Source organism: Pontiella agarivorans (assembly GCF_034531395.1).
Classification (GTDB): domain Bacteria; phylum Verrucomicrobiota; class Kiritimatiellia; order Kiritimatiellales; family Pontiellaceae; genus Pontiella; species Pontiella agarivorans.
Window position 1 is genome coordinate 1077934 of record NZ_JARVCO010000012.1, and the last position, 25937, is coordinate 1103870.

General features: G+C 53.5%; 18 protein-coding genes. 9 read left to right on the forward strand and 9 right to left on the reverse strand.

The genetic code is table 11. The annotated features are described in order from the left end of the window. Window positions 1–1656 (reverse strand): sulfatase-like hydrolase/transferase, encoded by a 1656-nt coding sequence (locus tag P9H32_RS17430; RefSeq protein WP_322610200.1) that lies wholly within the window; start codon window positions 1654–1656, stop codon window positions 1–3. Window positions 1657–1920: 264 nt separating this feature from the next. On the opposite strand from P9H32_RS17430, the gene P9H32_RS17435 reads away from it, so the two are divergent. Continuing rightward, the gene (locus tag P9H32_RS17435) at window positions 1921–3531 is read left to right on the forward strand and encodes a sulfatase family protein (RefSeq protein WP_322610201.1); all 1611 of its coding nucleotides are present in this window, start codon (window positions 1921–1923) and stop codon (window positions 3529–3531) included. A gap of 59 nt (window positions 3532–3590) precedes the next feature. Here P9H32_RS17435 and P9H32_RS17440 read toward each other — a convergent pair whose 3' ends face one another. From P9H32_RS17440 to P9H32_RS17465, 6 genes are all read right to left on the reverse strand, one after another. Beyond that, complete coding sequence (locus P9H32_RS17440) at window positions 3591–5216, reverse strand: sulfatase family protein (protein ID WP_322610202.1); 1626 nt, start codon at window positions 5214–5216, stop codon at window positions 3591–3593. 81 nt (window positions 5217–5297) lie between these two features. Continuing rightward, window positions 5298–6323 carry an alpha-L-fucosidase gene (locus P9H32_RS17445; protein WP_322610203.1) on the reverse strand — a complete coding sequence of 342 codons (1026 nt, stop codon included), beginning with the start codon at window positions 6321–6323 and terminating at the stop codon, window positions 5298–5300. A gap of 105 nt (window positions 6324–6428) precedes the next feature. Further along, window positions 6429–7493 carry an SHD1 domain-containing protein gene (locus tag P9H32_RS17450; protein ID WP_322610204.1) on the reverse strand — a complete coding sequence of 355 codons (1065 nt, stop codon included), beginning with the start codon at window positions 7491–7493 and terminating at the stop codon, window positions 6429–6431. Further along, window positions 7486–8019 carry a hypothetical protein gene (locus tag P9H32_RS17455; RefSeq protein WP_322610205.1) on the reverse strand — a complete coding sequence of 178 codons (534 nt, stop codon included), beginning with the start codon at window positions 8017–8019 and terminating at the stop codon, window positions 7486–7488. The genes P9H32_RS17450 and P9H32_RS17455 overlap by 8 nt, the downstream gene beginning before the upstream one ends. Before the next feature lie 47 nt (window positions 8020–8066). Continuing rightward, complete coding sequence (gene galA, locus P9H32_RS17460; protein ID WP_322610206.1) at window positions 8067–10526, reverse strand: beta-galactosidase GalA; 2460 nt, start codon at window positions 10524–10526, stop codon at window positions 8067–8069. Window positions 10527–10774: 248 nt separating this feature from the next. Beyond that, window positions 10775–11800 (reverse strand): glycoside hydrolase family protein, encoded by a 1026-nt coding sequence (locus tag P9H32_RS17465; RefSeq protein ID WP_322610207.1) that lies wholly within the window; start codon window positions 11798–11800, stop codon window positions 10775–10777. Window positions 11801–12020: 220 nt separating this feature from the next. Between P9H32_RS17465 and P9H32_RS17470 the strand changes: the two genes are divergently transcribed. The 8 genes from P9H32_RS17470 to alr all read left to right on the forward strand — a co-directional run bounded on the left by P9H32_RS17470 (window position 12021) and on the right by alr (window position 24258). Then, the gene (locus tag P9H32_RS17470) at window positions 12021–14450 is read left to right on the forward strand and encodes a GH36-type glycosyl hydrolase domain-containing protein (protein WP_322610208.1); all 2430 of its coding nucleotides are present in this window, start codon (window positions 12021–12023) and stop codon (window positions 14448–14450) included. A 2-nt stretch (window positions 14451–14452) separates the two neighbouring features. Continuing rightward, on the forward strand, window positions 14453–15496 hold the full coding sequence (locus P9H32_RS17475; RefSeq protein ID WP_322610209.1) for a glycoside hydrolase family protein: 1044 nt from the start codon (window positions 14453–14455) through the stop codon (window positions 15494–15496). Between the two features lie 98 nt (window positions 15497–15594). Next, window positions 15595–16653, forward strand: coding sequence for a glycoside hydrolase family protein (locus P9H32_RS17480; protein WP_322610210.1), 1059 nt, complete (start codon window positions 15595–15597; stop codon window positions 16651–16653). A 189-nt stretch (window positions 16654–16842) separates the two neighbouring features. Further along, window positions 16843–19041 carry an NADP-dependent isocitrate dehydrogenase gene (locus P9H32_RS17485; RefSeq protein WP_322610211.1) on the forward strand — a complete coding sequence of 733 codons (2199 nt, stop codon included), beginning with the start codon at window positions 16843–16845 and terminating at the stop codon, window positions 19039–19041. Window positions 19042–19244: 203 nt separating this feature from the next. Next, a complete protein-coding gene (locus tag P9H32_RS17490) occupies window positions 19245–20672 on the forward strand; it encodes a DUF2130 domain-containing protein (protein ID WP_322610212.1) in 1428 nt (475 codons plus the stop codon). Window positions 20673–20906: 234 nt separating this feature from the next. After that, a complete protein-coding gene (gene leuC / locus P9H32_RS17495; RefSeq protein ID WP_322610213.1) occupies window positions 20907–22310 on the forward strand; it encodes a 3-isopropylmalate dehydratase large subunit in 1404 nt (467 codons plus the stop codon). 75 nt (window positions 22311–22385) lie between these two features. After that, the gene (gene leuD / locus P9H32_RS17500) at window positions 22386–23006 is read left to right on the forward strand and encodes a 3-isopropylmalate dehydratase small subunit (protein ID WP_322610214.1); all 621 of its coding nucleotides are present in this window, start codon (window positions 22386–22388) and stop codon (window positions 23004–23006) included. A gap of 142 nt (window positions 23007–23148) precedes the next feature. Next, window positions 23149–24258, forward strand: a complete 1110-nt coding sequence (gene alr, locus P9H32_RS17505) for an alanine racemase (RefSeq protein ID WP_322610215.1) — start codon at window positions 23149–23151, stop codon at window positions 24256–24258. On the opposite strand, the gene P9H32_RS17510 is transcribed toward alr, so the two are convergent. Together P9H32_RS17510 and argC are read right to left on the reverse strand one after the other, a co-directional pair. Next, window positions 24240–24797 (reverse strand): hypothetical protein, encoded by a 558-nt coding sequence (locus P9H32_RS17510; protein WP_322610216.1) that lies wholly within the window; start codon window positions 24795–24797, stop codon window positions 24240–24242. The two genes, alr and P9H32_RS17510, sit on opposite strands and share 19 nt — an antisense overlap. Before the next feature lie 26 nt (window positions 24798–24823). After that, a complete protein-coding gene (gene argC / locus P9H32_RS17515; RefSeq protein ID WP_322610217.1) occupies window positions 24824–25873 on the reverse strand; it encodes an N-acetyl-gamma-glutamyl-phosphate reductase in 1050 nt (349 codons plus the stop codon). Window positions 25874–25937: the final 64 nt, after the last annotated feature.

Below are 25937 nucleotides of genomic sequence, written 5' to 3' on the forward strand. Positions count from 1 at the left end.
TTATTCCCATTTCCGGTAGTGTGTTTTCAAATCTTCGTGTGTAACGCGGACCGTGGCCGGCGGCGTGTTGATATCGCCTTTGGCTTCTGCAACCAGCTCTTTGCATTTTGCCCGCAGTTCTTTCAGCACATCGGCATAGGCCGGATCGTTGATCAGGTTGTTGGCTTCGTACGGATCTTCCGAGGTTTTGTAGAGTTCTTCGTACACTGCTTTCTCCCCTTTAATCGAGGCCGTGAGCCATTTTGCGTAGAGATCGGCCGATTCCTGTGAAACCCGATACCAGTCTTTCTGCGGAGTGTTTTCGCGACGCACACGGTTGTCGTTTTTAAAGTAGCGGATGTAGCGGAAATCCTTTGTCCGCACCGTTTCGCAACGTGGATTGCCGAAGATGGTTGACCAGAGGTTTTCGCCGAAGGCGGCATCGCGCCAGTCGGTTTTTTCGCCGGCGATCAGGGGGGTCATATCTTTTCCCTGCATGGTTTCCGGTGTTTCGACGCCGGCGATGGAGAGAATGGTCGGGGCAACATCGATGGACTGCACCAGTTCGTCGCAGCGGAATCCGCCTTTTTTGCGCGGGTCGTAAATCACCATGGGCACCTTCATACAGGTTTCATAGCAAAGTGATTTTCCGCCGAGACCGAATTCGCCGTTGAAGAGGCCGTGGTCGGAGGCATAAATGATGACGGTGTTTTCGGCGATGCCGAGTTTTTCGAGTGTCTCGCGCATATTACCGACGAGGCGGTCGATGCCGGTGACCGCCTGCATGACCCGGATCATGCGTTCACGGGTCTGTGCTTCGTCTTCGACCCAGTTGTAGCCGGTCTGCCGCAGATCCTGCAGCAGCAGATCATTCGGAAGCTTGTTTTCTTTCAGATCACGTTTGGGAATGTAGTGAGGGGGCAGGGGCAGGGTATCCTGATATTCGCGATAGGCGGTACGGTAGAGCGCATCGTCGGTCGGCTTCATTTTCATGCTCTGCGTGCTGAAGCCGTGGGGCAGGTTCATGCAGATCGAGAGCATGAAGGGTTTGGATTGATCGCGTTTCTGCAGAAACTGAATGGCATTGCTCATGAAGGCTTCATTGGATTGCGGATCGAGGAAGGCATCGACGCCTTCGGTAAGGATTTCCGCCTGCGTATCGGATTGGGCGTTGTCGAAAATTTTGTGGTAGTCCTTCGGATAGAAACCGATGTGGTGATGGCCGGCATACCAGAAGTCGAAGCTGCGGTCCATCAGACCGGTGCGATAGCCTTTGTCGCCGATCGGCAGGTGATTTTTACCGATATAGCCGGTGAAATATCCGGCATTGCGCACCAGCACCGGATAGGATTTGGCCCAGGCTTCGGCCGACATGGATGTGCCGGAGTTAAAGTCGATGCCGTGTCTGCGTTCAAACTGGCCGAGCATGTAGCAGGCGCGGCTCGGTGTGCAGATGGCCGTGGTGACAAAGGCGTTGTCAAACACCACGCCGTCGGATGCCAGTTGATCCAGATTCGGGGTTTTCCCGATTTTCTGGCCCATAAATCCGACGGAATCCCAGCGCTGGTCATCGGTCAGCAGGAAGATAATGTTCGGTTTTTTTTCCGGCATCCGGGCCGCGCCGGCCAAGGCTATAGAACTTACGAGAAGAGCGGAAATAAGCAGTTTATTTTTCATCGGTATTCCTTTGTTTGATCATGCAGGTCCGCCTGCGCATTGCAGGGACGATTTTTGTGCCCTGATTCCCTTTTTAATTCCATTGTTCTTTAGATATCTGTTTTTTCCGCCATGCAGCCGAGAGCCTTCCGGACCTTGGAAAAGCCTGTCCGTTAGTACAATTTACCTGATGGAGTAAAATGCATTAATTTCTTGTCTGCGTCTGTAAAAGTCAAATATACATGTTTACATTAACAGACGAATCAGAACCCGGGGATTGGACACATGATGAACAGAAGGATTTTCACTCGAACCGCCATCGTCAGCGGACTGCTGGCTTCGAAAGCTGTCGCCGTTTCCAGGGTTCGGAAAAAGCCCAATATTCTGTTTATCATGTCCGACGACCATACGACGCAGGGCTTCGGCTGCTACGGATCGCGGCTGGCAAAGTTCAACCCGACGCCGAATATTGATCAGCTGGCCAAAGAGGGCGCGCGTTTTGATTCCGTTTTCTGCACCAACGCCATTTGCACACCGAGCCGCGCGTGCATTATGACGGGGCAGTATTCGCAAACCAACGGAGTGCTCGATCTGTCCGGTGCACTTCCGCCGGAGCGACAGTATCTTTCGATTGAAATGAAAAAGGCGGGCTATCAGACCGCTATGATCGGTAAGTGGCATCTCAAGGAAGAACCGGCAACGTTTGATTATTACAAAGTTCTGGTCGCGGCGGGTCAGCAGGGAACTTATTTTGATCCCGAATTCATTGAAACCGGAATGAAATTCGGCAAGCACGGGGCTCCGGGCATTAAGACCGTGAAACATAAAGGGCACAGTTCCGATGTGATTACCGATATCTCGCTCGACTGGCTTTCCAACGGCTGGAATAAAGAGCAGCCGTTTTTTCTGATGCATCACTATAAAGCCCCGCATGACCTGTTCGAAAATGCGCCGCGTTATGATTCCTGGCTGGAGGATGAACTGATACCCGAACCGGAAAGTCTCTACGATCCGGGCAATCATGGCTCGGAAGGAACGCGCGGCAAAGATGATGCGCTGATTCACGACATCGGCTCTTCGGTTTCCAAGCGGAATACGATCCGGAATATGGGCATGCACATGAAGATCGATCCGGATCTGCCGGACCGTGAATACACGCATCAGGCTTATCAGGCCTACCTTAAACGCTACCTTCGCTGTGTGAAAGGGGTGGACGACAACCTGAAGCGGCTGTTTGATTATCTAAAGAAAAACGATCTGTGGGATAACACCGTCATTTTCTACACCGGCGATCAGGGCTTTTTCCTGGGAGAGCACGATTATATCGATAAACGCTGGATGTATGAAGAGGGCATGCGTATGCCGTTCATTATGCGTTATCCCGAAACCGTTAAGCCGGGAACCGTCGTTGATTCGCTGATCAATAATACCGATTTTGCGCCGACGATGCTGGAGTATGCCGGTGTGAGAACTCCGGACTACATGCAGGGTCACTCCTTTAAATCGATTGTGGAAACCGGCGTCGAGCCCGACGGCTGGCGCGAGGCGACCTATTACCGCTATTGGATGCATATGGCGCACAAACATGCGAATCCGGGACATTTCGGGGTACGCACCAAACGCTATAAACTGATCTTTTTCTATGGGGCCGATGTGTATCCCAATGGACGGAAAGACTGGGGTACCCGATCGGAGTGGCGCACGCCGGCGGCGTGGGAACTCTATGATCTGAAGCAGGATCCGAAAGAGATGAATAACGTTTACGATAATCCGGAATATGCTGAGATTCGGAAAAAGCTGAAGGCAAAACTCAAAACGCTTCGGTCAGAACTGAACGAAACCGATGCCGACTACCCCCATATTCAGGAGATCATTGACGAACACTGGAACGATTAGTCGTCGGGACGAAATTACAGGATGGTCTGCATGGATGATCCTGTAATTTTTGCTGAAGTTTAAGGAACCAGTTCCTGCCACTTCTCTTTCTTCCAGACAACAGGAGGGGGAAAATCCGCGGCGCGTTTGAGGTATTCCGCTTTCAGGGTTTCCGCCAGTTCCGGGTTCTGGTCGATAATATTCCGGGTTTCGGCTGGATCCTGTCGGATGTTGAAAAGCTCGAGGCGGTCCGGGCAGCCGTCCGGTTGATCTTCATAGATACCGGCTTCGATGGTTCCGGTATAGCGCAGCACATGTTCGCCCTTTAAAACCGCCCAGCCGCCGGGGGCTTTTGTGCGTTCTGCATTTTTTCCGACGAGCGAACGGTGGCGGTTGAAGCCCCAGGCCCGGGCGTGAATTCCGGCCCAGATCAACTGGTCGTGAACTTCCGAAGGATCTTTTCCGGAGAGTATATTCAACAGGCTTTTTGCATCAATCTGTTCCGGCGGGGTCAGGCCGGCGGCGGCGATAAAGGTTGGAATAATATCCATGCTGGAAGCGAGCTGCTCGAGCGCTCCCTGCGGTTTGATTCCTTTTTTCCAGTAAAACATCAGCGGAACACGAATACCGCCCTGGCGGAACATTCCTTTGTGGCCGGTATAGGGGGCGTTGCCCGGCAGTACGCTCGCTTCACCCGACATGGCGCCGTTGTCGGAAGTGAATGCAATCAAGGTGTTTTCCAATTGGCCGGTCGATTCCAGGTAATCGAGTATTCGTTTGATATTCTGGTCTGCCGCATTGAGGTGCGCATAAAAATTGGAAAGGTTGTAGGACGTAGACTGAAATCCTTTCCAGTATTTTTTCGGGGCATTGGGTTCCAGATAGTCGTGTACGGCATGATAGTGGAGTTGGATGTAAAACGGTTTCCCGTTCTGTTTTCTGATGAAATTCAGTGCCTTGTCGGTGAAGACCTCGGTGTTGTATCCGCTTTGACGTCCGGCGTGTTCAGTGTTTTCCCAGACGAGCGTGGAATCATAAAACTGGCTGGCCCAGTTGTTGTAGCCGTAATAGTAGTCGAAGCCGTTATTCAGCGGATTCTGCTCGGGAACCACGGAGCCGTAGTAGCCGGCTTCCCAGGCTTCGTTCCAGATTCCCGGATATTTCTTGCCCAGCTGTCCCCACCATACGGTTTCGGTGATGCCGTGTTTTGCCAGAGCATCCTGAATCACCTGCTGATCCCGTTTGCCCACATGCCATTTTCCGATATGTGCCGTGGCGTATCCGGCATCGTGCAGTTTATGGGCGAGGTGCTCGCCCGGTTTAATGCCGCCGCTTTCCACATCCATATTGGTGTAGACGCCGGCGGCGGGTGGAATTTTCCCGGTGGCAATAGCCAGCCGGGAGGGGGCACACAGGCTGCTGGCGGCATAAGCCCGTTGAAAATAGGCTCCGCCGCGGGCCAGTTTCGTCAGCGCCGGCATCGCTTTTTTTGAAAGCTCCAGTGCCTGTTCCGGGGTATATTCCTGGGTCCGGGCAACGCGCTCTTTAAAGTAAGGGTCAAATTGGTCGACGGTCAGGTTATCGTTGTAAAACTGGCAGTGGCCGGCCCCGAGATCGTCGAGCATGATAAACAGTAAGTTCGGCTGTTCGCCGGTGAATGCGCTAATGGCGGTGGTCAGAAAAGTCAGGAGCAGGATCGGTTTCATAATCAATTAGAATACGTATACGCAAAAAAAAGGTCAACCGGCGTTCGGCTGACCTTTTGACTCATTTGATGATTGAGGAAACTAATCGAGTCCGACGAGATCGATATTTTTGCGCAGGCGCATCAGCGCATCGATCCAGCGCTGCGGCATGCGGCCTCGTTTATCCGGCGGACAGTTCAGCAGGAAGTTGACGCCCCGGCCGGTGGTGCCCATATACATGCCAAGCAGATCCTTGTCGGAACGAACGGCATCGTCTTCCGCGTAGAACCATTCGCGGCCGATGGTGTCGTTGGTTTCTCCCGGAATGTAATAGTTTTTACCGAGGATTTCCTTCCATTGAAAATAATCCTGTTTCGCGTGGCCGTTGTAGGCGTTCGGGAAATTGCGTTCCAGCGTCATGATGTCTGACGGCCAGGCAAAGGTGTGATCGAACGTCGTGCCGTTTTGGCAGGAGTGGTTGTAGGCAAAGAACATTTCCGGTTTTCGCTCGGTAACGCGGTCATAAAATTCAATCCGTTTATCGAGCGGAAGCACTTTGGGCATATCCACCCAGAAATAATCCGGATTGTAGGTGTCGATCAGTTCATCGCACTGGTTCCACATGAATTCGCGGAAGGCATCATTGGTGGTGGTCATGCCGAGTGCATATTCGTTCCAGTCTTTCGTCACCGGCATGCCGAACAGGTTGGTGTTATCCCATGCGCAGTAGTAGAAGCCGACTTTGATGCCTTTTTCGCGGCAGGCGTTGACATATTCGCCGACGACATCGGTGGTGTTTTTGCTGTTTTTGACGGAGTAGTCGCCATAGGCGCTGGGCCAGAGCGCATGCCCGGCCACATGCTTGGTGGTGAGGACGGCATACTTCATTCCGGCATCGCGTGCCACGGAAATCCATTCGTCCACATTCAGGTCGGTGGGGTTGTAGGTTTCGATCGGTTCGCAGGCGCTGAGTTCGAGTCCGTCGAACGTCGACATGCCCCAGTGGATGAACATGCCGTATTTCCACTGCATGAACTCCTGCAGTTTTTCAATGCTCAGGCGCTGTTCGCCTTCGCCCTCGGCGGATACGGATTTAATATTATTCTGATCGGGAATCGGGTCAGCCATCATCTCTCTCCAATGTTCTAAAGTGAGCTGAAATGATTGGAGAAAACGTAGGTTGAATCCACCGGAAAACGTTGATGTTTTTCAGGAATTTATACAATTCAACGGTCAGTTCGATGCCATGACTTTTTCGAGCAGTTCGCGATCTTCTTTACAAAGCAGTTTGACGGGGACCCGGATTTCTTTGCCGCCCTTTTTCCGGAGGTAGGCATAGCCGTGTTTGGCCTTAACCAGTTTTGCCTTTGTGGAGCTTTTCCCGTTGGCGGATTTCCATTCGCGCGGTTGCTCTTTCAGTTTTTTAAGTTGCCAGTCGGCCAGGGAGCCGTCGGTTGGAACCAGCACATAGGCGCGCACCCAATCGATATACGTGGTGTTGCGGGAGGGATCGTTGATTTCCTCCGGCGTCGGCGGCGTTTCCCAGTCGTAGGTTTCGGTCACCATATTGATATGCATCGGATGACGAAAGGGCTCCTCGGTGAGTGTGGTGTCGAATTCAACGGTGCCGACATGTTCGTTGTTCAGATAAAAATGGCACTTCGAGGCATCCTCCCACCAGCAGCCGTAGACATAAAACGCCTCGTCGGATTTAGTGGGCAGTTCGGCTTTGTTTCCAATGTGATCACTGTCGCCGCCGTGCCAGACATGGGTGTTGGAGTTCATATAGCGGGCAAATTTTTCGTTTCGCTTTGAACCGCCGACCGTTTCCTGAATATCGAGTTCCTGCGAAATCCTTCCAACCCCCGGATAATGCTGGCCTGAATTGCTCATCCAGAACGTGGACGACATGGAAATGCTCGATGCGCGCAAACGGCATTCATAATAACCGAAATAGGCTTCTGTTTTTTTTGAAACGACGGCCGCGCCGCCCAGAGTGAACTCGCCATGCCTGCTGCTGATCGATTCATCCAGCGTTCCGTTGGTCAGCTGCAGCATACCGTCTTTGACCGAGACATTTTCCGGCATAAACCGGGCCGGCGGACGTCCCCGCCAGCGCGGATGGTGATCATACCACTTTTCCGAGTTCAGCGCATCGCCGTTGAATTCATCGGTAAAATCCTCATTGACCACCCACATGAATCCTTTGGGGGCCGGCGGCGGCTCCGCAAACGCTGTGCCGGTGAGAAAAACGCCCAGGGTGGGCAGTTTCCATAGATTGGAAAAAAGTTTAGTCATTGTGATCGGTCTCAAAGTTGTTTGCTTTGAAACGTTCCTGCGACGGCTTTGTTGGACAGGAAAGGATTCCAATATTTTTCGGGCCCTTGAAATTAAAGGTGATCCGCTCGAAAGAAACCTGATGGCGGACATAGTAATCTTCAATGGCCTCCACCAGTTCGTCACGCCCCAGTTTTTCCTTTGACCAGAAATTGCAGCAGGGAATAACCAGTACGGGTCGGATCAGTGCCGATTCGGCCACGGGCCGCGTAGCTTCATCGCAGTGGAGGCCGATAATCAGGTCATAATAATCGGCCATGGACGAAAGATATTCCGCCTCCCGGTTCGGCACGCCCTTCATGGTCCAACCGCGAGGGTCAATCACCTCGGCGTCGTAATTATAGTGTTTTCGCAATACGCGGCTGAGCATGCCCTGACCGCCGGCCACATCGGCAATATACTGAATGCCGCTGCCGAACCGGTCATAGACAAATTCCGCCAGCACATCAAACCGCGCAGGATCACCATGAAATTTCTTCCGGCCCATTTTAACCGTCTCCTTTACGTTTGCCAGGCAGCCCGCCTGGGTTGCGGTTACAGGATGCCATCTACCGGATTCCAGGCAATTTCAATGGGTTCCACTTTTTCGAGGATACCGGGCACATGCGGCGGCTTTTTCCAATGGCTGGAACGCAGTTCAACTTCTGCGGATTCGAGGCCGTCAGCTTCCGCCCGAAGCACGGCTTTTTCACCGGTCATCTGCACGATGGCCTGGCTCAGGCCGAAAAAGGCGGAACTTTCCGTGCCTTTCGGCGGTTCGTGGCTGGTTGGATTGCCGTTGCCGGTTCCCAGAATTCCGGCATCGCCTTCAATCGTGTAGCGGATTTTGTTAGAGGCGGTGGGGACAAAGCGGCCTTCGGCATCCATGATTTCGGCTTTCACCACAAACGTGCCGTCGGCTTCGGCCGTCAGGCGGATGGCCGCCGGATCGCCGACAGTTTCGTTGACCGTCCGTAAAATTTCTTTTCCGTCGGTGTCGTAGCCGATCGCTTCGAGTCTGCCGGGCTGATAGTCGGCCATCGTCTCAAAATAACCGTTGGTTTCCACGGGTTGGCGGGTGAGCGTTTTTCCGTTTAAAACCAGTTCCACTTCTGCACAGTTGGTGTAGGCGCGGACTTTAATGGGCAGTCCCTCTTTACCCGCCCAGTTCCAGTGCGGGAAGAGGTGGAGCAGCGGCTCCGTGTTCCACCAGGCTTTGTAGTAGAAATAGGCATCCTTAGGGAAGCCGCACAGATCCATCAGGCCAAAGCGGGTGACCGTGGCCGGCCAGTCGAAGGGGTAGGTTTCGCCGCGATAGTCAAAGCCTGTCCAGAGGAAGGTGGCCGCCAGGAAATCGCGGTCGGCGCAGGCTTTCCAGGTTTGGTCGATGGTGGATCCCCATGGCGTTAGGCCGTTGTTATACGCGCTGGCCATCCCTTTGAGGTGTTCGTTTTCCCAGCAGATTCCGCCGTGGCCGAAGTCATTCAGTTCCATCGGCTTTCCATTGTAATATTCAGTATCGTACAGCCCACGGGTCGCAAACGATCCGCCGGTTTCGCTGCCGATGATGGGCCAGTCCGGATAGCGTTCATGGAATTTGTCGTATTGCCCGTCGTCCACGCCGTCGGGGGTGAGGGTATAGTTGGCGCCGAAGACATCGAGATGAAAATTTTCGCTGTCATGAAAACGGGCAATACTGAGCCAGTTGCAGTTCATGGAATATACCGCCGGCCGGGTGGGATCGAGCCGGTGAACCAGATGCTGCATTTTTTTCAGCTGTTTGATGCCGACGTTGGTGGACTGCACTTTCATTTCTTCATTGCCGAGCGACCACATGATGATTGACGCGTGATTCCGGTCGCGTTTTATCAGGTCTTCGAGCTGCTGGAGCAGCTCCGGCGAAGAACCCGTAAGCCGCGTTTCGTCCATTACCATGATGCCGAGTCGGTCGCAGATGTCGAGCAGCGCCGGGGTGGGCGGATTATGCGCACAGCGCAGTGCGTTGACTCCCATGTTTTTCATCTGAATCATACGCCATTCCTGCAGGGCATCGGGAATGGCGGTGCCGACGCCGGCGTGATCCTGATGGTTGCAGATGCCGCGGATTTTCAGGGGTTTTCCGTTGAGGAAAAAGCCTTTTTTTCCATCGAATCGAACATCCTTTATTCCGAAGGGAGTGCGGACTTCGTCAACAATTTCACCCTCGATGCGGATGCTGGTGACCAGTGTGTAAAGATACGGATCGTCCGGGTGCCAGTTCCGGGGATTGGAAAGTTCCAGCGTCTGGAACCCCGTAGCGGTGTTTTCCGCTTCGATTTTCAGGTCGGTTTCGTTGACGATTTCGGCGTGGTCTTCGGCATTGATGATGGTGGACTGCAGGGAAATGTTCAGGTCGGTGTCGAGATCGTTGCGAACGGCGGTTTCAATCTTCACCATGTTGTTTTCGGTGTGCACAAAAATGCCGGAATAGGGGACATGTACGGGGTGGGTTTTCACCAGGCGGACATCGCGGTAAATGCCGCCGCCTTCGTAGGACCATAGTTCGGGCAGGTTGGCATCGCAGCGAACGGCGATGACGTTGTGTTTTCCATAATTCAGCACGTCGGAGGCATCGATGGGAAAACTGGTGTATCCGCTGAGATGCCGGTGCAGAAAGTGGCCGTTAATCCAGACTTCGGAATCGCGGAAAATTCCGTCGAATTCAAGCCGGATACGGCGGCCTTCATCGGATGCCGGTACAACGAAGGTTTTACGGTACCAGCCGATCCCTTTCTGAATGGAGCCGTGGCCGACTTCGGCGTCGGGCGTAAACGGATTTTCCTGAAGAAAGTCGTGGGGCAGATCGACCGGCTGCCAGTCGAGATCGTTATAGCCGACTTCGGAGAGGCCGTGGTTTCCGGATTTCATCCAGGCGGGATTGGCATACAGTGTTTCGTGAATGGACTGGAAACCCTGCTTCTTTACGTCCTGCTGGATAAAGCGCCAGCCGGGGTTCATGGATAAAATTTCTCTCATATACTTATCTCCAAAAAATCAGCGCGTTGTTTAACCACGACCGAGTGAATAACGCGAAGTTAAAAATATGCACGAATCTCAGGTTTTGATCTGTTTTAAAACGTTTGTTTTCAATGCAAAGGGGCATTGCTTCCCGAAGTTAGCACTGCGTTGAGTGTTTTTTCATTCAGGTTTCCGGAAAAGCACAAAAAGACCGGATAGGGTTGCCCCGTCCGGTCTTTTTGTTTTTCGGTATGGCCCGAATCCGTTTAGTCGATTTTGAGCACCGCACCGGAGGAGGTGTTGTATTTTCCGCCGACCATGGCGAAGAAGACATAATCCGGTTTTCCGTCTTTCAGCAGCACCTGGGTGCGCTCAAAACGGCCTTCGCGCTCGATGCCGTTCGGCGGTTCCGGGAGGTATTTGCGCCCTTCGTAAAAGGCCACGGTGGGTTCGCCCCACTTGATGCCGTCGTCGGATTCAAACATTAGGCCGTATTCATGATTCCAGTAGCCCATGTCGCGCATGATCATCTTAAATTTACCATCCTCAATCCAGATGTAGGCATCTTCAGACTGTGCATTTTCACCGAGGTGGCTGAGGTCGATAATCGGTCCGTCGCCGACTTTTTCCCAGGGACCTTCGAGGGAAGTGGCTTTGGCCAGGCCGTATTGGCGGTTCGTGTGACGTCCGACATCGGCCGTCGCTACGCGCAGTCCGCCTTCGAGGTCTTTTTCCCAGTCGGTGGCGCGCCACGATTTATAGTACAGCCAGAGTTCGCCGTTCGGATTCTGTACAAAGGCCGGGTTGGTGGTGCAGACCGAATTCCAGGCATTGGGATCCGGGTCGGGCTCAATCAGCGGTTTATCCGTGCGTTCCCACGGGCCGTACAGTGAATCCGATGTGGCCATGCCGACGCGTTTGGTGTAAACGGTGCCGTCCTGTGTGCCCATGTAAAAGAGTACATATTTGTCACCGACTTTATGAATGGTCGGGTTGTGGCAGGTCATGGCGTCCCACCAATCGCCGCCGCGGCCGGTGACGGCAACATCGACCGTTTCAAATTCGTCTTCCGGAGAATCGGCCACAGCGTGGGCTATTTCGCAGCAGGTGATCCAGCCCTGGTGGGCGGCTTCGTTTTTCCAGCGGCTGTAAAATACGTGTACTTTTCCGTCGTCGCCCCAGATGGGGGAGCAGCCCCAGATATTGTAGTCGGGATCTTCCAGAATTCGGCCGACAGGCTTCAGGTGTTTCTCAAAATCCGATGAAATCGGTTCGGTCTGATTCAGTTTCATAATTATTCTCTCCATTGCGTAAATTGATCTCCAAGAGACTGCTCTGCCCCTCTTCCGTCATTTTTTACTGTTATGCTTAACATAATCACTAAAAAACTATAGACAAGTTCCGGCATATCCTGCATAACCTCTAGGATGTTTACATTAACATGAAGCGTCAATATGGGCAGGGGTTGCTCATGTTGTCCAGCGAATTTATAACGAATAATTGGGAATTTATATGAACGATAACAACGTATACGCATTTAATGATGAGGAGAAGTCAATCCGCATAAACCGCAGCGATCTTCCGACGCCGTGGATTAACTATCTTTCAAACGGTCGTTTGCATGCTTTTGTGTCGCAGGCGGGGGGCGGTATGGCTTGGTGGAAAAGCCCGATCACCTATCGGATGACGCACTATCGCTATCAGAATGTGCCGATGGACGGTCCGGGTTTTTATACCTATGTGCGCGAAAAAGACGGCACCACCTGGTCGCCGACCTTCCGTCCGTGTGAGACTCCGCTCGACGACTGGTATGCCGAGCATCACGCCGGCTGGTCAAAATTTGTCGGCACCAAAAACGGGGTAACCGCCACGCTGAAGCTGTTCTGCGCAATGGACACGGATGCACTTTGCTATGATCTGGAAATTAAAAACGATTCCGGGGAGGAAAAGGAACTCGACCTCTTTGCCTATGCCGATCTCGCCCAGCTGGAGTGGACCACCGACCTGTTCTACGGCTACTACATTCAGTCGCAGGTGACCACGTTCTATGATGAAGATATGGATGCCGTTATCTATCGCTATCAGCACACGCCGCAACCGTTTGTGGAGGATGTTCCGCTGATCTGGATGGCGGCCGACCGCAAAATGGACTCCTGGTCCGGCGATCGCGAAAAGTTCCTCGGCCCATACCGCTGGGAACAGAATCCGATCGGTGTCGAAAAGGGGCACTGCGGTAATGATACCATCGAGTGCGGACATCCCTGCACGGCCGGACAGGTCAGCGTTACCGTCAAACCGGGCGAAACCGAACGGGTGGTATTCACACTCGGCGTGGCCCCGGGCGGCCTGATCAAACACAAAGAGACGATGGCCAATATTAAACAGGATTTGGAAACCTTCCGGTCTCTGGAAAAAATCGACGGCCAGTTCCAGGCCTTGGAAAACTGGTGGAGTAATCACCTCAGTAAATTTGACTGTGAAATTCCGAACAAGGATATCCAGCGTCAGATCAATATCTGGAGCCCGATCCAAACCGTGCATAACGGTCGTTATTCGCGCTCCACCTCCTGGCATGCGCCGGGCTACCGCGGATTCGGTTATCGCGATACCGCCACTGATATGGTCGGCGTAGCCTACCGCGATCCGAAGTGGGCGACGGATATGTGCCTCTATCTGCTTTCACAGCAGTTTGAAGACGGGCATGCCCTGCACACCTGCTATCCGGAGGACGGTCCGGCGATGTCGCGCGGGGCCTCCAAGCATGCCGATGACCATTTGTGGATGCCGATGGTGGTTTATGCGATTCTCTCGGAAACCGGCGATTACAGCCTGCTCGAAAAGGATGTGCCGTGGCTGTCGGAGGAGGACAACTGGACCACGTATGGTTCCGCAACCGTCTGGGAACATCTGATGCGCGGGGTGGATTTCACCGAAAACAACCTCGGGGAAAAAGGCTTCCCGCTGACGTTTGACGGCGACTGGAATGATATTATCCTGCGGTTCTCGCGTGCCGGTAAAGGCGAGTCGATTTTCTGCGGCCAGCAGTATGTGATTATTCTGCGCCAGATGATCGAAATCGGTAAAGCAGCCGGAAAGCCGCAGAAGGATCTGGACCGCTTGCAGGATTGTCTCAGCCGTATGGTGAAGAATCTTGAGGATCATGCGTGGGACGGCGAATACTGGCGCCGGGGCTATACCGATGAGGGTGATATCGTCGGTACCAAAGAGGCGGAATACGGAAAAATTTTCATCAATCCGCAATCCTGGTCGGTCTGGGCCGGTGTGGGTACTGAAGAGCAAAACAACAGCGGTATGGATAATGCGATCAAATATACCGCAACCGACTTCGGCCTGCGCCTGGTTCATCCGGGCTTTAAAACCTACCCGCACGATCCCGATCCGTTTACCGGTTACAATCCGGGCTGTGCGGAAAACGGCGCGGTTTTCTGTCAGGCCAACGGCTGGGTGATTATCGCGCTGTCGAAACTGGGCCGCGCGGAAGATGCCTGGAAGATTTTCGGCGATATGATTCCGCATACGGCGCTGAACAACATCGGTCTCGAACGCTATGAAGCGGAGCCGTATGCCTATGTTTCCAACATCATCGGACCGGAAAACAAACGTCATGGCTGGGCGAATGTTACGCAGGTGACCGGAACAGCGGCGTGGATGGACCTGGTGGGTACTCAGTATCTGCTCGGTGTGCGCCCGGGACTCCGGGGACTGGAAATCGATCCGTGCATTCCGGCGGACTGGAAAAGCTATAGCGTCACCCGCGAATATCGCGGCCGTACCTACATAATTTCTGTTGCAAATCCGGACGGTGTCGTGAAGGGCGTGAAGTCCGTGACAGTGAACGGTGTGGAAATTGAAGGCAACATCATCGACCCGGCTACGGTAAGCGGCGGGGAAGTGGTTGTTGAGGTTGTAATGGGGGAATAGATATGACAAGTGCTACGGCAAACAAAATCAACGCTAAGCCGGAAGTGGAATCGGATTTCTGCAGAAATCTGACCGGTGTCGGCCGGATCCTTGAAAGTCCGGATTATAATATCTGGGGCTGTTCGCCGATCTACGGTCCGGACGGGAAAATCCATGTGTTCTATTCGCGCTGGCTCAATGAAGCCGATCATGACGGCTGGCTGACGTGCTGCGAGATTGCGCATGCCGTCGCAGACGATCCGGCCGGACCGTATGAAACCGTCGGCGTGGCCGTGGCCCCGCGCGGCGGCGACTGGTGGGATTCCGGCAGTTGCCACAATCCGACCATTCATAAAGTGGGCGATAAATATGTCCTGTTCTATCTGGGGGTCTCCGACGGCACCGTTTACACGAAGCGGGTCGGTATGGCGACGGCGGATTCGCTGGATGGGCCGTGGGAAAGATCACCGGAGCCGATTATCAAACCGGATCCGGATCCCCGGGCCTGGAATTCAATGTGCACGACCAATCCGGCTTTTCTTAAAGTGTCCGATGATGAGCTGCGTCTTTATTACAAGACGTGGTGTATTGCCGACTGGGAGCAGGATATTGAGCTGGCGAATGAACTGGGCACCTGGACCGGCGAGAATACCAACCGTCAATATGGACTCACGATTGCAAAATCGCTGGACGGACCCTGGGTGAAGCAGGGAGACGGACCGATGATCAACCTGAAATATGTTGGCGAAAATGCCCAGAGCGAAGATGCCTACATCTGGATGGAGGATGGTCTGATTAAAATGATTATGCGCGATATGGGCTACTGGAACCATGAATACGGTCTCTATTTTGAGTCGGAGGATGGGGTGCGCTGGTCTGATCCTCAGATCGCCTACCGCAATTCGCATGAATATTTTGATGAGGATGCCAATGGACTTGATCGTGAAGGACGGTTTGAACGGCCGCAGCTTCTGATGGGTAAGGACGGTCATCCGGAATACCTGTTCTGTGCTTTTCGCGGTGGGAAATACAACACCTCTTCGGGGGTCGTTCTGAAGATCGGATAAACGTTTCAGTACAGCCGTTGATCGCTTTTAACGGATGAGTTTTTCCAGTCCCGCTTTTTCGGCGGGGCTGTTTTTTTAGATGCAGGAGAGGTGTGGCGATGTCAGAAAAAGAACTGTTTAACCGGGAAGAGAAAATTTCGGAGTTTGCGGGAAAGCTCAGCCCGGTGGGAAGAATTCTTGAGGATCCGGATTATAACGTCTGGTGCTGCTCACCCATCTATGATGATCAAGGCCGGGTGCATGTCTTTTATTCCAAATGGCTGAACGCGTACGACCATCTTGGTTGGGTGGCGGCCTGCGAGGTCGGCCATGCGGTGGCGGATTCTCCGGAAGGACCGTACACCGATCTGGGAACGGTGCTGAAGGGGGAGCGTGACGATTCCTGGGACTCGTGGTCCATTCATAATCCGACCGTCTATAAAGTGGATGGTCGGTATGTCATGCTTTATATGGGATCCAGCGGAGCAGCCCTTGATGTCTCGCTGGATGAAATCATGGAAATGGACAGCGATGAATATGCACCGTATTTCCAGGCACTGGTTGAAACCAAACGCGTCGGTATGGCGGTGGCGAACAGCTTGGACGGCCCGTGGGAACGGGTGGGGGATCAGCCGATGGTTGATGTCGGGGCACCGGGGTCATGGGATGATATGGTGACCAGTAATCCGGCTTTTGTGCAGCACGAAGACGGGCGTTATTGGCTTTATTATAAAGGCTGGGATTATGCGACGCTTCCAACCGGAGGAAACCGGCGCTACGGTGTTGCCATGGCGGATAACCTCACTGGGCCCTATACCAAATTTGAGGGGAATCCGATTGTCGATTATTCCCTGATCGATATCCGTGTGCAGTGCGAGGACGGCTATGTCTGGCGGGAAGACGGGCAGTATCATATGATCCTGCGCGACATGGGCTTCTATAACCATGAATACGGACTGATTATTCATTCCGACGACGGAATCAGCTGGAGCGAGCCCGAGATCGCTTACAAAGAGGCGGTGCATTATTTTGATGAAGCTCCCAATGGACTTGATCGTGAAGGCCGCTTTGAACGCCCTCAGTTGCTGATTAAAGACGGGAAACCCGAATATCTTTTCTGTGCCTTCCGCGGCGGAAAATACAATACCTCCTCTGCGGTGGTGCTGAAAATCGATTGACAAGCTTCTGAAAACGGTGTGCCGAAACAGGACTGTGAATCGAAGCCGCTGTCTCTTCAAATCTTGAAAAATGCGGAGTAAAAATACGGATTTTTGAAGTTTCCAAGCTTTGGAAAGATCTCGACATCCCCGCCGGTTTCCCTTAGACACTTCAGCTTATTTTTCACCATAAACGACGGAATATAATTCATGAGCGAAAAGATTATCTACACCATCACCGACGAAGCGCCCGCGCTGGCAACCCGTTCCCTTCTCCCGATTATTGAAGCCTATACCGCGGCTGCAGGAGTAGCGGTGGAAACCCGCGATATTTCGCTGGCCGGCCGCATTTTGGCTCAGTTTCCGGAATGCCTGACGGACGACCAGAAAGTCGGCGATGCTCTTGCTGAACTCGGTGAACTCGCCAAAAAGCCGGAAGCGAACATTATCAAACTGCCCAACATTTCCGCTTCCATCCCGCAGATGAAGGCGTGTATCGCCGAACTGCAGGCGCTGGGGTACAACCTGCCGGAATATGACGATCCGGCCGCGTTGCCGAAATATGAAAAGGTGAAGGGCTCCGCCGTCAACCCGGTCCTGCGCGAAGGCAACTCCGACCGCCGCGCCGCCTCGGCTGTAAAACAGTATGCCAAAAACAATCCGCACCGCATGGGCGCGTGGTCGGCCGATTCCAAATCTGTCGTTTCCTCAATGGATGAAAACGATTTCTACGGCAACGAAAAATCGGTCACGGTGGCTGAACCCACCACAGTCCGCATTGAGCTGAAGGCCGAAGATGGCGAGACCGTTGTGCTGAAAGAGCAGCTGCCGCTGCTCGCCGGCGAAGTCATCGACGGTACCTTCATTAGCGCCAAAGCACTGGAAAAATTCCTGGCGGAACAGTTCGTCGCCACCAAGGAAGCCGGCACCCTCTTTTCGCTTCACATGAAAGCCACCATGATGAAGGTGTCCGACCCGATCATTTTCGGCCACTGCGTAAAAGTATTCTATAAGCCGATTCTCGAACGCTATGCCGACGAGCTGGCTGAAGCCGGTTTTGATCCGAACAACGGCATCGGCGATCTCTATGCCAAACTCGACCGTCTGACGCCTGGAACCCGCGCGTCTATCGAATCCGAAATCAAGGCCTGGTACAACGCTGCGCCGGATCTCGCCATGGTCGACTCCGACAAAGGCATCACCAACCTGCACGTACCCTCCGACGTCATTATCGACGCCTCCATGCCGGCCGCCATCCGCTCTTCGGGTCAGATGTGGAACAAAGATGGCAAACAGCAGGATACCAACTTCATCATTCCCGACCGCTGCTACGCCGGCGTCTATGCCGAAACCGTCGATTTCTGCAAGCAGAACGGCGCATTTGACCCGTCCACCATGGGCACGGTTCCGAACGTCGGACTCATGGCCCAGAAAGCCGAGGAATACGGCTCGCACGATAAAACCTTCGAAATTCCAAAGGCTGGAACGGTGCAGGTCGTCGATGCCGACGGCAACGTGCTGATTGCTCATGACGTGGAAGCCGGCGATGTCTGGCGTGCCTGCCAGGTGAAAGACGCGCCGATTCAGGACTGGGTCAAACTCGCCGTCACCCGCGCCCGCGCCACCGGTACTCCGGCCATCTTCTGGCTCGACCCCAATCGCGCCCATGATGGGCAGCTGATCGAAAAGGTGAATACCTACCTGAAAGACCATGATACCGAAGGCCTGGATATCCGGATTCTTCCGCCGGTCGAAGCCACTCGCCTGACGCTGGAACGCGCGAAGGCCGGAAAAGACACCATCTCTGTCACCGGTAACGTGTTGCGCGACTACCTGACCGACCTGTTCCCGATCCTCGAGCTCGGCACCAGCGCCAAGATGCTTTCCATTGTTCCGCTGATGAACGGCGGCGGCCTGTTCGAAACCGGTGCCGGCGGTTCTGCTCCGAAACACGTTCAGCAGTTCGTGGCTGAAAACCATCTGCGCTGGGATTCGCTCGGCGAATTCCTCGCCCTTGGTGTTTCGCTGGAACATCTGGCGACGGTCTATGGCAACGAAAAGGCACAGATTCTCGCCGACACGCTGGATCTGGCCAATGCCAAGTTCCTCGAGGAAAATAAATCGCCGTCCCGCAAAGCCGGTGAGCTTGATAACCGCGGCAGCCATTTCTACCTCGCGCTCTACTGGGCCGAAGCCCTCGCCGCGCAGGAGCAGGATGCCGACTTGAAAGCCCGCTTTGCCAAACTGGCCGAAACGCTCGAAGCCAACGAAGAGAAAATCGTGGCTGAGCTGATCGACTGCCAGGGTAAACCTGTGGACCTCGGCGGCTACTATCGTCCGGACGAAAAAGCCGCCAACGCGGCCATGCGCCCCAGCGAAACCTTCAACGCCGCACTCGCCGAGCTGTAAATCCGCGGTCATGAACTGCCGCTGCATGTAGGGCGGGGGCCGCGACCCCGCCAGCGGACGACGGGAACGTCGTTTCATTCGTCATATCCGAGCCGCCCCGATCCCCGGGGTGGCTCGTTTCGTTTAAATTATTTTGTTCTGCTTTTGGAATCCCGATAAGGTCTCCATTCTACGTTGGTTGGGTTGACTGACGCGGAGAGTGAATGGCGGAATCGTGGCAGGGAGAGGTCAGCATTATGGAAGCCGGAAAAATAAAATGCCCGCATTGCGGGAAGGAATTTGCGCTCGATGATGCGGGGTACGCGAATATTCTGAAGCAGGTTCGTGACAGTGAGTTCGAGCAGCAGCTGGATGAACGGCTGAAACTGGCAGAGACGGAAAAACGCAATGCGGTTGAGCTGGCGAAGGAAAAAGCCGGCAGCGAGATGCAGAAGGCGGCCGCCGCCAAGGACGCTGAGATTCAACAGCTGAGGGCGAAACTGGATGCCGGTGCGGTGGAGACGCAGCTTGCAGTGACTCAGGCCCTGAGCACCGTTGAAAAGGAACGCGACGAATTGGCGAACGAACTGAAGCAGGCGAAGCAGCTGGCCGAGAGCAGGCTGTCGCAGCAGCTGCAGAAGACCGCGGCGAAAAAGGATGCTGAGATTCAGGAGCTGAAAGGGCAACTGGATGCAAATGCGGTAGCTCAGCAGTTGGCGATCACGGAGGCGGTCAGCGATGTCGAGAAGGAGCGCGATAAACTGAAGAGCGGTCTGCAGCAGGCCGCGCTTGAAAAGCAGCTCGCCGAGAAGTCGCTCAAAGACAAGTACGAGACGCAGATTAAAGACCGCGATGATGCGATTGAGCGCCTTCGGGATATGAAGGCCCGTCTGTCGACCAAGATGGTGGGCGAAACGCTCGAGCAGCATTGTGAGACCGAATTCAACCGGATTCGGGCAACGGCGTTTCCGCGGGCTTATTTTGAGAAGGACAATGACGCGAGTTCCGGCAGCAAGGGCGATTATATTTTCCGTGATCAGGATGAGGCCGGCACTGAAATCGTTTCGATCATGTTTGAGATGAAGAATGAGATCGACACCACGGCCACGAAGAAAAAGAACGAGGATTTTCTCAAGGAACTCGACAAGGATCGTAATGAAAAAGGGTGCGAGTATGCGGTGCTGGTCTCTTTGCTAGAGCCGGAAAGTGAGCTTTACAACACGGGCATTGTTGATGTATTTCACCGCTATCCAAAAATGTATGTGGTTCGTCCTCAGTTTTTTCTGCCGATGATTACCCTGTTGCGTAATGCGGCGATGAACTCGCTGGGATACAAGACCGAGCTTGAACTGGTCAAAGCGCAGAATGTCGACATCACCAGTTTTGAAAGCGATCTCGAAAAATTCAAAACGGCATTCGGGAAAAACTACGATCTGGCCTCCCGGAAATTCCAAACCGCTATTGATGAGATCGATAAATCCATTACCCATCTTCAGAAAACGAAAGATGCGCTGTTGGGCACGGACCGGAATCTGCGTCTCGCCAATGACAAGGCGCAGAAGGTGACGGTGAAAAAATTAACCCGGCGCAATCCGACGATGGCGGCGAAGTTTAACGAACTGAACAATCAGGAATCTGCCGATAAGGAATAAAAGGGCACCTGCAGTATCCACTCTTCGGAGGTTTCGGAAGAAAAGAGTGAGGATTTTCCAAGGGCTGAAAAAACGATATGAGATATGTGGAGTGAACAGGTGCAGTGCATAATCGGAGTTCTTCTGCAGTTTCTTTCTGCTTGAAAAAATCAGTCAAATAACGGCCAAAGAATGACTTGAACGCCTTTTCGGCATCTCTATAATCCCCGGTTCGCTTAAACCAAGGTAATCATTATGGGAAAAACACTGTTTGAAAAAATCTGGGATCGGCATGTCGTCAAGGAACTTCCGGGCGGCGAGGTGCTGCTTTATATTGACCGCCATCTCGTTCATGAAGTGACGAGCCCGCAGGCTTTCGAAGGGCTGCGTCTGCAGAACCGCAAGGTGCGCCATCCGGAACTGACGTTCGCAACGACCGATCATAACGTGCCGACGGACAGCCGCTCGGAAATCACGGATCCGATCGCTAAAGCGCAGGTGGATGCCTTGCAGAACAACTGCGCGGACCACGGCATCACCTTCTACGGCATGGAGTCCGACAAACAGGGCGTTGTCCACATTATCGGTCCGGAGCAGGGCATCACGCTGCCGGGCACCACGATTGTGTGCGGCGATTCACATACGGCAACGCATGGGGCTTTCGGGGCCATTGCTTTCGGCATCGGTACGTCGGAAGTCGAACACGTGTTGGCCACACAGACCCTGCGTCAGACGAAACCACTGCAGTATAAGGTGGAATATAAGGGCAAAATTCCGACCGGTGTTACGGCGAAGGATCTTGTGCTCGAACTTTGCGGTAAAATCGGCACGGCCGGCGGAACCGGCTGCGCGTTTGAGTTCTGCGGGGAAGCGATTGAATCGCTTTCGATGGAGGGGCGCCTGACGGTCTGCAACATGGCGATTGAGGCCGGTGCGCGTTCGGGCCTGATTGCTCCGGACCAGACAACGATTGATTATGTTACGGCCGAAGACCGTCCGTTTGCTCCGAAAGACGAAGCGCTTGAAAAATCGATCGCTTACTGGAAAACGCTGTTTACCGATGACGATGCAACCTTTGATAAGGAGCTGGTGATCGACGTTACGAAAATTGAACCGCAGGTGACGTGGGGCACGAGTCCGGGCATGGTTACCGGTGTGAATCAGGAAGTTCCGCAATTGGATGCGGTTGCAGAATATGCTCCGGAAGATGTTCGTGCGGCGCTCGATTATATGGGACTTGAGCCGGGACAGAAAATGACCGATATCAAAGTGGATGCGGTATTCATCGGCAGCTGCACCAACGGCCGTATCGAAGATTTACGTGAAGCGGCAAAAGTGATGGAGGGCAAAAGGGTTGCTGACGGTGTTCGGGTGCTGGTGGTTCCGGGCTCTGAAAAAGTCCGTTATCAGGCTGAAGCCGAAAAGCTCGACCGTATTTTTCACGAGGCGGGTGCACAGTGGCGCTATGCGGGCTGTTCGATGTGTCTGGCGATGAATCCGGATAAACTGGCGGAGCAGGAACGTTGCGCTTCCACTTCGAACCGAAACTTCGAGGGGCGTCAGGGGCGTGGCGGACGCACTCATCTGGTCAGTCCGGCGATGGCGGCCGCAGCGGCTATTAACGGCCGTTTTGTAGATGTCCGCGAACTGGAAGGTTAACCACTAATCAGCACTAATCGGCACTGGTTGAGAAAATCAGTGGAGATTCGTGGTTCTGAAATCTGGAGTTTAGAAATGGAAAAATTTGAAACATTCACAGGCGTGGTCTGCGCGGTAGACCGTGCTAATATTGATACCGATGCGCTGATACCGAAAGAACACCTGAAATCCATCAAACGGACGGGCTTTGGTCCGGCGCTGTTTTCGGACTGGCGCTATAATGCGGATGGGTCGGACAATCCGGACTTTATCCTGAATCAGCCGAAAACGCAGGGGGCCTCGATTCTGATCGGCCGTAACAACTTCGGTTGCGGATCGAGCCGGGAGCATGCGGTGTGGGCCGTCGCGCAGCAGGGTTTTAAAGTGGTGATTGCACCGATTGAAGGCGATATCCCGGGCTTTGCGGATATTTTCCGCAATAACTGCTCGAAAAACGGAGTGCTGACCGTTCAGCTGACCAGTGAAGAAGTTGATAGAATCTTCAGTCTTGCGGAAGCGGATGAACCGCTTGAAGCCACCGTGAATCTTGAAGAGCAAACGGTGACCTTCGGTGAAGATGTATTCTCTTTCGATGTGGACCAGGCGGTGAAAAACAAACTGCTGCAAGGGCTCGATGATATCGGTGAATCGCTCATGTTTGTTGAGGATATCGAAGCGTTTGAAACGGATCATGATACCCAGTTGTGCTGTGCTTAGTCTTTCCAAGCTTTGGAAAAACGGCTACAACAAAAAGCTTCCAGTTTCTGGAAGCTTTTTTTATTTATTCGTGGGTTAAGCCCTCCGCGTGCCCCGCGTCTGCAAGAAAAAGGCAGGACGAATTTTCCTGCCATTGGAAACGATGAAAAACTATTTAACTGCTTCAATTTCTGAATCCGCCGTGCGGCACAATCTGGCTGCACTGCGGAGCTTGATTGGTGAACGTGTGAAACTTTGCCCGGTGGTGAAGGACGACTGTTTCGGCCATGGCATGGATGTGCTGTTTCCGGTGTTGACGGAGTGTGCCGACGGTTTTGCCGTTGCGGCACCGCAGGAAGCTCTGGAACTGCGGCGCAAGGGATGTCACGGATTTATCCTGTGTTTTCTCTCCGCTTATTTTGATGATTTTGCGGTGCAGGATGAACTGGTGTGGCAGGAGATTACTCAGACTGTGATGTCGAAATCTGCGCTGGATTCAATTCGGGCGGCTGCCGTGCGGGTTGGAAAAACTGCGCGGGTGCATCTGAAAGTGGATACCGGAATGGGACGTCTGGGGGTTCCCTCAGAACAGGCCCCCCGGCTGATTGAGCTGATTTGTGAAACGCCGGAAGTGGAGCTGACCGGTATTTATACCCATTTTGCAACGGCGGATGAGGCGGATCGTTCCGCGACATTCCGGCAATTGGAACGGTTCCGTGCCATTCTTCCGGTGGCTGGAAAGGGGATTAGAATTCATGCGGCAAATTCGGCGGCGACGCTGGATCTTCCGGATACCCATTTCGATATGGTCCGCCCGGGGATTGCGGTATACGGGTGTAAGCCATCGGATGAAATTCAAAATTCGGTTGATCTCAGGCCGTGTATGTCGGTTAAGGCCAAATTGATTGCCGTGAAACGGATACCTGCAGGGGGTTGCAGCGGGTACGGTTTGACGCATGTCTACGATCGCGACAGCCGGGTGGGTGTGGTGCCCATCGGTTATGGGGACGGCTATTTCCGGAATCTTTCCAATAAGGCCGTGGTGCGCATTAACGGCATGGATGCCCCGGTGCGCGGGCGGGTTTCGATGGACCAGATGACGGTGGATGTGACGGATATTCCCAATGTGCAGGTGGGGGATGAGGTGGAAGTGATTTCATCTGATCCAGCCGCGCCCAACAGTGTGGAAAATCTGGCGAGATTGGCCGGCACCATTCCCTATGAAATCACCTGCCACATTGGGCACAGTATGCGTCACGAACTGGTGGAGTGAGGCGGGGATCTGAACTTATCAGCACAGTCCGGGCACATACCGTGACTGAATTTCATCTTGGTTTTGGATTTCAGGAAACGGTCGATGGATTGCCAGACGCCGGAATCGTCCTGAATTTTTTTGCATCCGCTGCACAGATTGTGGACGCCACCGAGTTCCTGAACTTGGGAAAGCACATCCTGCAGGTGAGCATTGGACTCCAGAAGTTCTGTGGCGATTTTCTGCAAACGCATTTTTTCGCGCCGCATATGACCGATCCCGAGAGCCAGGGCCAGCTGGAGCCCCAGATAAGCCGGTGAGCTGGCAAAATGCACATAGCTGGCCGAGACGGTGAATTGTTGATAAACGAGGTGCGTCAGGGGAATTAATGCTCCAAGTGCAATGATGCCGGGTATTGTGCCCAACAACCATGTAATCAATGCCACCATGCCGATGCCCAGAATAAAGTAGGGCTGGTCTGGGGGGAGAATGAATCGTAAAGTTGCCAGATAGGCAATCAATGCGGCGACTGCTGTCGCCAATCTAATTATCCGATTCATTCTTAAACCCCGTTAGCCGTATCTCTTTAAGGATACTGACCAGGATTCGCAAGTGTTGTGCCAGAATCAAAGCCAAACATAAGGTTCATGTTTTGCAGGGCATTGCCCGCCTGACCTTTCATCAGGTTGTCGATGTGCGAAATCACCCGCAGGCGGTTGTTGCGTTCGTCTGCATCCACCGTAAGGTTGCAGTAGTTTGTTCCCCGTACATCAGCGATACTTGCCGGCGTGCCGGCATCCTGAACCCGGACAAAACGGTTGTTTTTGTGGTATTCACGATAGATTTCGACGACCTCGTTTGCTTTTTGGCCGTGAAGGGAGGCGTAGAGGCTGGACATGATGCCGCGGCAGACCGGAACGACCTGGGCGGTAAAAGTCATCTGCACCTGTTCTTGGCTGAGCAGGCTCAGTTCCTGTTCGACCTCGACGGTATGCTGGTGTCCGGCAAGTCTGTAGGCATTCATGTTGTCGTAACGGTTGGGATAGTGAAATGCTGCATTTGGCTTTTTTCCTGCTCCGGAAACACCGGTTTTACAGTCGGCAATGATGCTCTTCGGATCGATAATTCCGGCCGCCACTGCAGGCGCCAGACCGAGAATACAGCTCACGGCAAAACAGCCGGGATTGCCTACCAGTCTGTGCGACTCGTCAATGGGATGAAGCTCCGGCAGTCCGTATTCGGTGTTCGGCAGAAGCTCCGGCGATTTGTGCACCGGATCGAGCCCGATGAAATTAGCATATTCTGCATAACGATCTGCTGTACCGAACCGGAAATCGCCACTGTAATCGATGACTTTGGCACCGCGCTCCAGTTCTGCGGCTGCACTCTTCATGCCGACTCCGTCGGGGGTCGAATAAAAAACCACATCATACAATTCTCTGGTTTTCGGATCATCCGGGGAGACAATCACTTCATCGCAAAAACCGCGCAGGTGAGGAAACACATCGCTCATTTTTCGTCCGGTGTCCGACAAGCTCACCAGACATCCGATTTCCACTTCCGGATGTTTCAGCAGCAGTTCGGTAATCCCGACTCCACCGTATCCTCCGGCACCAACGATTTTTGCTTTTATCATGATAGTTCTCCTGAAAATAAGTCGCAGAACTTAAACCACGACGCGCATTGAATCGATAGAAAAG